Origin of the sequence: Halopseudomonas sabulinigri, from assembly GCF_900105255.1 — a bacterium.
In the GTDB taxonomy this organism is placed as follows: domain Bacteria; phylum Pseudomonadota; class Gammaproteobacteria; order Pseudomonadales; family Pseudomonadaceae; genus Halopseudomonas; species Halopseudomonas sabulinigri.
In genome coordinates this window covers 2,522,738-2,531,862 of record NZ_LT629763.1, presented here as the reverse complement: position 1 = coordinate 2,531,862, position 9,125 = coordinate 2,522,738, and the positions used below count along the sequence as shown (strand labels likewise).

11 protein-coding genes are annotated in these 9,125 nt (G+C 63.0%); 2 read left to right on the top strand and 9 right to left on the bottom strand.

Features of this window, described 5'->3' with window-relative positions; translation table 11 throughout:
- Positions 1–175: 175 nt before the first annotated feature.
- The gene (locus BLU26_RS18595; protein WP_157719356.1) at positions 176–748 is read left to right on the top strand and encodes a hypothetical protein; all 573 of its coding nucleotides are present in this window, start codon (positions 176–178) and stop codon (positions 746–748) included.
- A 107-nt stretch (positions 749–855) separates the two neighbouring features.
- Here BLU26_RS18595 and BLU26_RS11390 read toward each other — a convergent pair whose 3' ends face one another.
- From BLU26_RS11390 to BLU26_RS11380, 3 genes are read right to left on the bottom strand one after another with little or no spacing between them, the layout of a single operon-like run.
- The gene (locus tag BLU26_RS11390) at positions 856–1,776 is read right to left on the bottom strand and encodes a 5-oxoprolinase subunit C family protein (protein WP_092286751.1); all 921 of its coding nucleotides are present in this window, start codon (positions 1,774–1,776) and stop codon (positions 856–858) included.
- Positions 1,773–2,480 carry a 5-oxoprolinase subunit PxpB gene (gene pxpB / locus BLU26_RS11385; protein WP_092286749.1) on the bottom strand — a complete coding sequence of 236 codons (708 nt, stop codon included), beginning with the start codon at positions 2,478–2,480 and terminating at the stop codon, positions 1,773–1,775. Before pxpB ends, BLU26_RS11390 begins: the two co-directional genes overlap by 4 nt.
- Positions 2,477–3,220: a 5-oxoprolinase subunit PxpA gene (locus BLU26_RS11380; protein ID WP_092286747.1), complete on the bottom strand. Its 744-nt coding sequence runs from the start codon at positions 3,218–3,220 to the stop codon at positions 2,477–2,479. The genes pxpB and BLU26_RS11380 overlap by 4 nt, the downstream gene beginning before the upstream one ends.
- A gap of 144 nt (positions 3,221–3,364) precedes the next feature.
- Between BLU26_RS11380 and BLU26_RS11375 the strand changes: the two genes are divergently transcribed.
- Positions 3,365–4,057, top strand: coding sequence for a type 1 glutamine amidotransferase domain-containing protein (locus BLU26_RS11375; protein WP_092286745.1), 693 nt, complete (start codon positions 3,365–3,367; stop codon positions 4,055–4,057).
- 69 nt (positions 4,058–4,126) lie between these two features.
- Here the strand turns inward: BLU26_RS11375 and BLU26_RS11370 are convergent, their stop codons facing one another.
- From BLU26_RS11370 to BLU26_RS11345, 6 genes are read right to left on the bottom strand one after another with little or no spacing between them, the layout of a single operon-like run.
- On the bottom strand, positions 4,127–4,558 hold the full coding sequence (locus BLU26_RS11370; protein ID WP_092286743.1) for a PaaI family thioesterase: 432 nt from the start codon (positions 4,556–4,558) through the stop codon (positions 4,127–4,129).
- 29 nt (positions 4,559–4,587) lie between these two features.
- A complete protein-coding gene (locus BLU26_RS11365; RefSeq protein WP_092286741.1) occupies positions 4,588–5,469 on the bottom strand; it encodes an alpha/beta hydrolase family protein in 882 nt (293 codons plus the stop codon).
- Entirely contained in the window at positions 5,459–6,052 is a 594-nt protein-coding gene (locus BLU26_RS11360; RefSeq protein WP_092286739.1) for a TetR/AcrR family transcriptional regulator, read from the bottom strand. The genes BLU26_RS11365 and BLU26_RS11360 overlap by 11 nt, the downstream gene beginning before the upstream one ends.
- A 60-nt stretch (positions 6,053–6,112) precedes the next feature.
- On the bottom strand, positions 6,113–7,162 hold the full coding sequence (locus tag BLU26_RS11355) for an AbrB family transcriptional regulator (protein ID WP_092286737.1): 1,050 nt from the start codon (positions 7,160–7,162) through the stop codon (positions 6,113–6,115).
- Positions 7,155–8,663 (bottom strand): tripartite tricarboxylate transporter permease, encoded by a 1,509-nt coding sequence (locus tag BLU26_RS11350; protein WP_092286735.1) that lies wholly within the window; start codon positions 8,661–8,663, stop codon positions 7,155–7,157. The genes BLU26_RS11355 and BLU26_RS11350 overlap by 8 nt, the downstream gene beginning before the upstream one ends.
- 2 nt (positions 8,664–8,665) lie before the next feature.
- Positions 8,666–9,124, bottom strand: a complete 459-nt coding sequence (locus BLU26_RS11345; RefSeq protein WP_092286733.1) for a tripartite tricarboxylate transporter TctB family protein — start codon at positions 9,122–9,124, stop codon at positions 8,666–8,668.
- Position 9,125: the final 1 nt, after the last annotated feature.

Genomic DNA, 9,125 nt, shown 5'->3' with positions numbered 1-9,125 from the left:
CTCCAGCAAGGCCAGTTGCTCGGGTACTCCACAGTGCTATATACCGGCTGCAGAGATATTGGTCGGTCTCGCGCGCTGCAGTGCGAAGGGAAGCTGAAACGCAGAATGTTAGTTCCAGTGAGTCGGATGCTGTATAGGTTGATATGCCCGCTCGGCTAAGGGAAAAGTCGAATCCATGAGTATCTTCAAGATTACCGTTTTGCTGGTTTGCTTGTGTGCGTTCATCTTGACGGGATGTGCGCCAGGCTATGCGGTTCCGAAGGGAGCGCCTGCAGCGTCGCTGGCGTTTGATCTGAGTTCTGATTCAGAGGGAACAACATCCCGCTATTTCAATATATTCGCCTACGAAGCGTCGGATTGTGAGCAGTCGCCATTGGGCTCAAGTATGGGTCACGTGATGTTTGCGGGCTCTCGTGAAATGGTTGGTCCGATAGATGTTGCTGCTGACAGACGACTGACCTTTGCGGTGTCGTACCTGGAGTCTCGGTTGAACCAGAACCGAGGGTGCAGTTTTACTGCCACATTCACACCGCGCAAGGCGGAGCGGTATCAGGTGCTTTTTTCTGCAACCAATCAATCGCTGAATTGCGAAATGAAAATCTCAGACCAGTACGGAGCCGATGTGGACTTTCATAGTCCTGCTGCATCCTGTGCCAGTTCGTATGCTGGTTCAGAGGAGAATGGGCAAGGCGGGATCAGCGAAAGCGCCGTTCGACCCTACATACAAACGGCGCCTTATTCTAGATAGAAGGTTATACGGGTAACTGTTCGGCGTTGCGGGCTAAATTGCCGGGCGTTGAGTCCAAGCTGGCGCGGCACGCGGTTATTTCACGGCAAATGTAGATGCTCTAGCTGTTAACGCTGCCACTGCGCGAGCAACTCCAGTTGCTCGCGTCTCACTTGCTGCTGAGTGATCGGCTGTATTCGCAACTGCTGTCCCGGTGCGCACTGCGCCAACCGTGCCAGTGACAGCGGTGTGAGGGCGCCGAGGCGTGGGTAGCCGCCGATGGTTTGGCGGTCGTTCAGCAGAATGATGGGTTGGCCGTCTGGCGGTACCTGCACTGCACCCAGCGGGATGCCTTCGGAGATCAGCGCCGCGCCCTGATAACGCAGCGTTGGGCCGGTCAGGCGCATGCCCATGCGGTCAGCGCGTTGATCCAGAGTCCAGCTTTGGTTGCACAGCTGAAACAGGCTGGCGCCGCTGAACTGGCTGCTTTGTGCGCCGAGCAGCAGTTGCAGCGTCACCGCGCTGCTGTAATCGGGAATCGCCTCTGGCGGCATTGTTTGGCTAACTGCAGGCTGCGCCGAATAGGTCAGTTGATCGCCGGGTTTTAGCCCTTTGCCGTCGCCATGCAAACCACCCAGGCCTTCACGCATAACGGTTGCGATGGCGCCCAATACCGGGCTGGCGACAAAGCCGCCGCTGGCAGCCAGATAGGCACGCACGCCGCAGCGCGGGCGGTTGAAACTGAGTTGCTGGCCGGCCTGTATAGAAAAGGCCTGCCAGGGCGCAAGCGGCTGCTGGTCGAGCTGGGCATCCAGATCGGCGCCGGTCAGCGCCAGCCAGCCATCGGCTTCAGCCTTGAGGGTCAGGCCGCCGAGCGGAATCTCGATCACGCCGGCATTCAGCGGATTGCCCAGCAGCCAGTTGGCCCAGTGCTGGGCGATCCAGTCCAGCGCGCCGCCCTGGGTGACGCCCAGATGCCGCACGCCAAAGCGGCCGCCGTCCTGCAGCTGGGCGAAGCCCAGGGTCTGCTCCACGCGCAGGCGGCTCATGCGTCAGCTTCCATAGGGCTGGGATCGCCACCCAGGCGCTCAAACTCGGCCCTACCAATGGCGACAAAGCGCACGCTGTCGCCGGGTTTCAGCAGACTGTATCCCTCGCGGTCACGATCAAACAGGGCCAATGGACAGCGGCCAATCAGGTTCCAGCCGCCGGGCGAGACCAGCGGATACACCGCCGTCTGCCGTTCGGCGATGCCCACGCTGCCGCGCGGTACCCGTTGCCGGGGCGTCGCCAGCCGTGGCGCGGCGATGCTGGGGTCGACCAGGCCCATATAAGCAAAGCCGGGCGTGAAGCCGAGGGTAAAGACCTGGTAATCGCGGCTGCAGTGGTGCTCGATCACCTGCGCGGTGCTGCAGCCAGCACGTTGCGCCAACGGCGCCAGATCTGGCCCGACGCTGGGGTGATACCACACCGGTAGTTCGTGGCGCTGGCCGGTCTCGCTTGCGGCCAGCGGCTGCAGTCCAATCAGTGCATTGGCGATACCTTCGCGGGCCTGCGCTTCGCTCAGTTGCAGGCCGTCGTAATGCAGCATCAGCGTGGTGTAGGAGGGCACCAGATCAATCAGCTGCGCGCCAAAAGCGCTGTGCAGGCGCTCGGCGGCGGCCATCAGCCAGGGCATGTTGGCCTCGTCGATGGCGTCGAACAATCGCAGCATCAGACAATCCCAGGCGACGCTTTCAATGCGCGGTGTCACAACGCATCCAAAGCGGCACGAATGCGCGCCACTACCGCCACGGACTCAGCGTTGTCGCCGTGTACGCAGAGGCTGTCGGCCTGCAGCAGCAGCGCACTGCCGTCCCTGGCGCATAGCGCCTCGCCACGGGCAAAGGTCAGCGCCTGCTGCAGAATGCGTTCTGGAGCGTGGTGCACGGCGCCCCGTTGATTGCGTGGCAGTAGATAGCCGTCGGCGTCGTAACCGCGGTCGGCGAAGGCTTCGAACCACAGGCTGATGCCCTGCTCTGCTGCCAGCGCCTCGGCCTCGCGATTGTCCCGCCGAGCCAGCAGCATCAGCGGCACGCTGGCGTCGAAAGCAGCCACCGCGCGCATCACCGCGCGCAGCAGTTCAGGCTGGCGCATCATGTCGTTGTAGAGGGCGCCGTGCGGTTTGACGTAGCTCAGGGCGGTGCCCTCAGCGCGGCACATGGCCTGCAAGGCGCCCAGCTGATACAGCAGCAGGTCTTCGACTTCCTGCGCGGAGCAGTTCATCGAGCGCCGCCCGAAGCCGACCAGATCCGGGTAGGACGGGTGCGCGCCGATGCGCACGTTATGTTGCACCGCCAGCGCCACGGTGCGGCGCATGATGCTCGGGTCCGAGGCGTGGAAGCCGCAGGCGATGTTGGCGCAATCCACGTGTGGCATCACCGCCTCGTCCATGCCCATGGTCCAGGCGCCGAAGCTTTCGCCCATGTCGCAATTGAGCAGGATTTTTTGCATGAGGTTCTGGGTCCTGTGTTGTCGGCAGCGGCAATAACAATGAACGAAATGCCGCGACTGCTGCCCGAACTAGGGTGTATTCATGCTGTTCGACGCCAATCGCCTCGTACAGCCGCCACTTCTGTTAGACAAGAGAGGGACAATATGAAGATTCTCATGGTTCTCACCTCGCACGACAAGCTTGGCGATACCGGCAACAAAACCGGCTTCTGGCTGGAAGAGTTCGCCGCGCCCTATTACGTGCTGAAAGACGCCGGTGCCGAGATCACCCTGGCCTCGCCCAAGGGCGGTCAGCCACCGCTCGATCCGAAGAGCGCCGAGCCGGATGCGCAGACCGAGGCCACCAAGCGGTTTGACGCCGATGCCGCCGCCAAGGCGCAACTGGCCGATACCAAAACCCTTGGCAGCGTCTCGGCCAGTGATTTTGATGCGGTCTTCTATCCCGGCGGCCACGGCCCCATGTGGGATTTGCACAACGACGCCGACTCGCTGGCCCTGCTGGAAGCCTTCGCCAAGGCCGATAAACCGATCGGTGCCGTCTGTCACGCCCCTGCCGCCCTGGTAAATGCCAAGGGCAAGGACGGTGAATACCTGATCGGCGCCAAGCGGGTGACCGGGTTTTCCAACTCCGAGGAAGATGGCGTTGGCCTGAGCGATGTGGTGCCCTTCTTGCTGGAAGACGCGCTCAAGGAAAAGGGCGGCGTCTACAGCAAGGGTGAAGACTGGGGCGAATACGTGCTGGTCGATGGCCTGCTGGTGACCGGGCAGAATCCGGGCTCCTCGGAAAAGGCAGCGCAGGAGCTACTGACCCTGCTCAAGGTGATGCCGAGCCACTGAGTTTTCGGCCACCTGGCTGAAGTAAAAAAGGGCGCTCGGTGAGCGCCCTTTTTGCTAACTGCAGCCTGCTCAGCTGAGAATCATATTGGTCGCTGTCGCATAGGCATACAGCGAGCCGGTCTCGTCGCGCAGGTAGCCCTCGGAGATTACCAGCCGGCGGGTTTTGTTGATCACCTTGCCCTCGGCAATCAGCGTCTTGTTGAAGGGGACCGGCTTGCACATCTTCACGTTCAGCTCGATGGTGCCGTAGCTCTGCCCGGCTTCCAGCGTGGTGTGTGCCGAGCAGCCGGTGACCGAATCCATCACCGTCGCGGCAAAGCCGCCGTGCACGCCGCCCAGTGGGTTGGTGTGGGTTTCGTTGGCGGTGGCTTCAAACACCACGCGGCCTTCTTCGGCCAACTTGATCTGCATGGGAATGGTCTTGGAAATCGGCGCCAGCGGCAGCTTGCCAGCGGCAGCGGCCTGCATGATTTGCAGGCCGGTCATGTCTTTCAGGTTCATGGCGGTGTCCTTGTCAGTTTCAGAGGGTGTCAGGCGGCGCGGGCCGCTTGATCGAGTTGGTCAAACCAGTCCAGCGCGTCCTGCCAGAGGGGCTGTGCGTGCGGACGAAAATAGCCCATGTGGCCCAGCGGCTTGAGTTGGCGGCTCGCCGGATCAACGGTGATGGCCCGGTAATCGGCGCTGCGGTAGGCCGACATGAAGGCGTCGCGCGAGGCGGGTGAAGCCCAGAGATCGTCGGTGGCACTGACGGCGGTCAGCGGCGTGGTGATCGTCGCAAAGCGGGCTTCGAGACCCGGCATGTGCGGGTCTTCAAAGAAGTAGCGTGGATAGCGGCACCAGTGTTTCCACTTCTGATACACACCCTTGGGCAGGTCTTCGCCCATGCCCAGCTTGCGCCACGCCAGGTAGCCCTTGCTGCGCACAATCAGCGGGCCGATCACCCGCCACATCAGCAATACGCGCAGCTGCTCACCGCGCGGCATCCAGCCGTGCCAGCCGGCACCGGTGCCAAAGGTATATAAACCTTGGATGGCCTGGTGGTTGGGTAGCAGTCCAAAGGCATGCCCGCCGAAGGAGTGGCCGACCATGTACAGCGGCAGCTCGCTGCGGCTCAGGTACTCCACAGCGGCGGCCAGATCCTGCTCTGCCCAGTCCAGATAATCCATGTCGAAGCCGCGCAGGCTGGCCGGCGCCGAGCCGCCGATGCCACGGTAATCCAGCGTCAGGGTGGTGTAGCCGCGGCTGGCGGCGTACTCGGCAAACCGCCGGTAGAAGCCCTGGGGCACGCCGGTGGCGCTGCCGACCAGCAGCTGGCCGATGGGCTGGTTTGCCGGGTAGAGGGTGGCGCTGAGCACATAGCCGTCGGCGGCGGTCAGCGTCAGTGGCTGCGGGGTGCTGGGTTTATCGCTCATGCTGAAAGACCTTCTGTTGCAGTCGTACCTGCGTCAGTAATGCGCGGAAGGCACGCTCCAGCGGCAGGGTGTCGCCCGCCACACGGGCCATGATCAACCCGCCTTCGTAGCTGGAAAACAGCAAGGCGGCCAGATCCTGACTGTAATCGGCCGGGTAGCCAGCGGCGCTGATATGCGCGGCGAACTGCTGTTGCACCCGGTTGAAGGCGCGGTTGATCGCCAGGCGCAGATCCAGGTCGTCCGGGCTGCTGTCCAGCGCGGCCGAGGCGAGCGGGCAGCCGAGGCTGAACTGGCTGGCTTCCATGCGCTGCAGCGCGCTTTCGATCCAATGCGCGACCGCGTCCAGCGGGTCGGCGTGTTCGCTGAACAGGCGCGTGAAAAAGCGCTCCAGCTGATCGGCGGTTTGCGCGATGGCGGCTAGCGCCAGCTCTTCCTTGCCGCCAGGAAAATGGTGATAGAGGCTACCCTTGGGCGCCTTTGCCAGGCTGAGCAGCTGGGTCAGACCGGTGCCGTGCAGGCCGTTGCGTTGCAACGACCTTTGCATGGTATTGATCAGTCTGCTGCGGGTATCTTGAGTGTTCATGCTGCTATTTATAGACTGATCGGTCTATTGAGTAAATAGTATTGCCGGTTTTTGTTTGCCTTATAGGCTTTCTTTGCGGCCGATACGCTGCCACAGCACAAACAACGGCTCCGCCAGAAACATCACCAGGAATAACCGCAGCACCTGCAAGGCAGTAACCAGAGCGACCGATAGGTGCAGCGCCTCTGCGGTCAGGCACAACTCGGTGATACCGCCGGGCATCATGCCGAGCATCAGGCTGATGCGATCGACCTGGCCGAACTGGCTGAGCAAGGTCGCGGCGCCGGCGGCCACCAGCATGGCCAGCAGGGTGAAGGCCAATACCCGCAGCAGAAAGGCCGGCGCCTTGCGGAAAAAGGCGCGATCGAAATGGCAACCGAGCGCGCTGCCGATCAGCCACTGTCCGGCGTCGCTGGCGCCGGGCGGCAGGGCGATGTTGATATCCAGCAGCACGCCACCGGCCGCGCAGACGATCAACGGGCCCAGCATCCATGGGTTGGGCTGGCGCAGGCGACGCAGCAGTACGGCCAGTAGACCGCCCAGTGGCAGTAGCCAGGCGAGAATATTCAGGTTGGTCGGCAACGCCGCCGGCGCCGCAACGGGCGGCAGGGCCCAGGTAAAGAGCGCCGGAATCAGCAGCACCACCATCAGCAAGCGCAGGCTGTGGGCGGCGACCACATTGGCAATATTCGCCTGGTGGCGCGCACCGATCACCGCCATCTCGCTGGCGCCGCCGGGCATGCTGGCGAAGTAGGCGGTGGCGCGGTCGTAGCCGGCGCGGGTCAGCAGGTTGATGCCGATCAGGCTGAGCAGAAAGGTGCCGCAGGCACCCAGCAGAATCAGTCCCAGATGGCTGAGTACCTGCTCAAAGACGGGCGTGGTGAAATGCAGGCCAATGGCGCTGGCGACGATCAATTGCCCGGTCTGCCGTGAGCCGGCAGGCGGGCTACAGAGCACGCCGCTGCAGCGCAGCAGGATGACCGCCAGCAGCGAGCCGGTCATCCAGGGCAGTGGCCAGCCCATCAGGCTGGCGAGAAAACCACCCAGTGCCCCGCCGAGCGGAGCACTGGCAAACAGCAGCCAGCGGCGCGGGCCAGCCGTCTCAGGCATTGGCCAGCGCCAGTTGGCGCTTGGCGCGGTAACGACGCCAGAACGGCAACGCCACCATCACCGCGACCAGCGCCCACAGGCCGATGGCAATCGGGCTGGAGAACAGGATGCCCAGGTCGCCATTGGAGATCGACAGCGCGCGGCGCAGGTTGCTTTCCATCATGTCGCCAAGGATGAAGCCCAGCAGCAGAGCCGACAGCGGGAAGTCCAGCTTGCGCAGCAGGTAGCCGAAGATGCCGATGGCGATCATCAGGAACAGGTCGAAGGTGGTCGCGTGCACTGCGTAGACGCCAATCGAGGTGATGATGGCGATGGCCGGCACCAGGGTCCAGTTGGGGACCGACAGAATGCGCGTGAACACCTTGATCATCGGCACGTTTATCACAATCAGGATGGTATTGGCGATAAACAGCGAGGCAATCAGACCCCAGACGATGTCGGGCTGGTTCTGGAACAGCAGCGGGCCGGGGGTAATGTTGTACAGCGTCAGCGCGCCGAGCATGACTGCGGTGGTGCCGGAGCCGGGGATGCCGAGGGTCAGCATGGGGATCATCGAGCCGCAGGCCGAGGCGCTGTTGGCGGTTTCCGGCGCGGCCAGACCGCGCAGATCGCCGTCACCGAAGCGGCCACTGTCGCCCGCGAGCTTTTTCTCCGACATGTAACTGACGGCACTGGCCAGGGTGGCGCCCGCGCCCGGCAGCACGCCGAAGATAAAGCCCATGACGCCACTGCGCAGGTTGGTGGCCAGTACCGAGCCGCCTTCCTTGAGGTTGAACAGCATGCGACCGCTGGTTTTCAGCGCGGTCTGGCCGTGGTGGGTGCGCTCCAGCAGCATGAGAATCTCGCTGATGCTGAACAGACCCAGTACCAGTACGACAAACTGGATGCCGTCAGACAGGCCCAGGCTGCCGAAGGTAAAGCGGTAGACGCCGCTGTTGGCGTCGATGCCGACGCACGACAGCATCAGGCCGATCAGCACCGCGACCGCGGTTTTCACCGGCTTGTCGCCGGCCATGCCGGCCAGACAGACGATGGCGAAGACCATCAGCATGAAGTATTCGGCCGGCCCGAAGGAGACCGCCCACTTTGCCAGCAGCGGCGCAAAGATGATCACCCCCAGGGTGGCAATCATGCCGCCGACGAAGGAACTCCAGGCCGAGATGGACAGCGCGATACCCGCCTTGCCCTGTCGCGCCAGCGGGTAGCCGTCCAGGGTGGTCATGACTGCCGACGCTTCACCGGGAATGTTCAGCAAAATCGAGGAAATACGCCCGCCGTACTCGCAGCCTAGATAGACCGAGGCGAGCAGGATCAGCGCGGTTTCCGGCGGCAGGCCAAGGGCAAAGGCGACCGGAATCAGTAGCGCCACGCCATTGATCGGACCCAAGCCCGGCAGCAGGCCGACGATGGTGCCAATGGTCGTGCCGGCCAGCGCGGTAATCAGATTGTTGGGGCTCAGCGCGACGTCGAAGCCCTGTCCGAGATATTGCAAGGTATCCATGATCAGATCTCCAGATCGGACAGCACGCCAAGCGGCAGCGGCACGTCCAGAATGCGGTCAAAGAGGAAGTACAGACCCACGCCCAGCACCACGGCGAGTACCGCGCTGGGCAGCCAGCGGCCGCCAAACAGACGGGCCATACCCAGAGCAAAGAGAATGGCGCTGGGTACGAAGCCCAGGGTCTCGAACAGCGAGGCCAGCGCCAGCAGCAGCGCCAGGCACACCGCCACCTTGACCAGCATGGGCTTGGTCAGCGCCGGCTCATCGCTCGGGCTGCTTTCCAGGGCCGGCTTGATCAGCAGTACCAGCGCGCCGAGGGCAAGCAGAATCAGCAGCATCAGCGGGTAGGCGCGCGGCCCTACGGGTTCGTAGGAGAAGGGTGCATGGAAGCCCCAGGCAATGGTGCCGAGGCACAGGCAAGCCAGCAGCAGGCCCGCCGCAAACAGACGTTGATAAAGCATG

Coding starts and splice junctions, on each gene's coding strand:
- BLU26_RS18595 (WP_157719356.1), top strand. CDS start 176: ATGAGTATCTTCAAGATTACCGTTTTGCTGGTTTGCTTGTGTGCGTTC.
- BLU26_RS11390 (WP_092286751.1), bottom strand. CDS start 1,776: ATGAGCCGCCTGCGCGTGGAGCAGACCCTGGGCTTCGCCCAGCTGCAG.
- BLU26_RS11380 (WP_092286747.1), bottom strand. CDS start 3,220: ATGCAAAAAATCCTGCTCAATTGCGACATGGGCGAAAGCTTCGGCGCC.
- BLU26_RS11375 (WP_092286745.1), top strand. CDS start 3,365: ATGAAGATTCTCATGGTTCTCACCTCGCACGACAAGCTTGGCGATACC.
- BLU26_RS11370 (WP_092286743.1), bottom strand. CDS start 4,558: ATGAACCTGAAAGACATGACCGGCCTGCAAATCATGCAGGCCGCTGCC.
- BLU26_RS11365 (WP_092286741.1), bottom strand. CDS start 5,469: ATGAGCGATAAACCCAGCACCCCGCAGCCACTGACGCTGACCGCCGCC.
- BLU26_RS11360 (WP_092286739.1), bottom strand. CDS start 6,052: ATGAACACTCAAGATACCCGCAGCAGACTGATCAATACCATGCAAAGG.
- BLU26_RS11355 (WP_092286737.1), bottom strand. CDS start 7,162: ATGCCTGAGACGGCTGGCCCGCGCCGCTGGCTGCTGTTTGCCAGTGCT.
- BLU26_RS11350 (WP_092286735.1), bottom strand. CDS start 8,663: ATGGATACCTTGCAATATCTCGGACAGGGCTTCGACGTCGCGCTGAGC.
- BLU26_RS11345 (WP_092286733.1), bottom strand. CDS start 9,124: ATGCTTTATCAACGTCTGTTTGCGGCGGGCCTGCTGCTGGCTTGCCTG.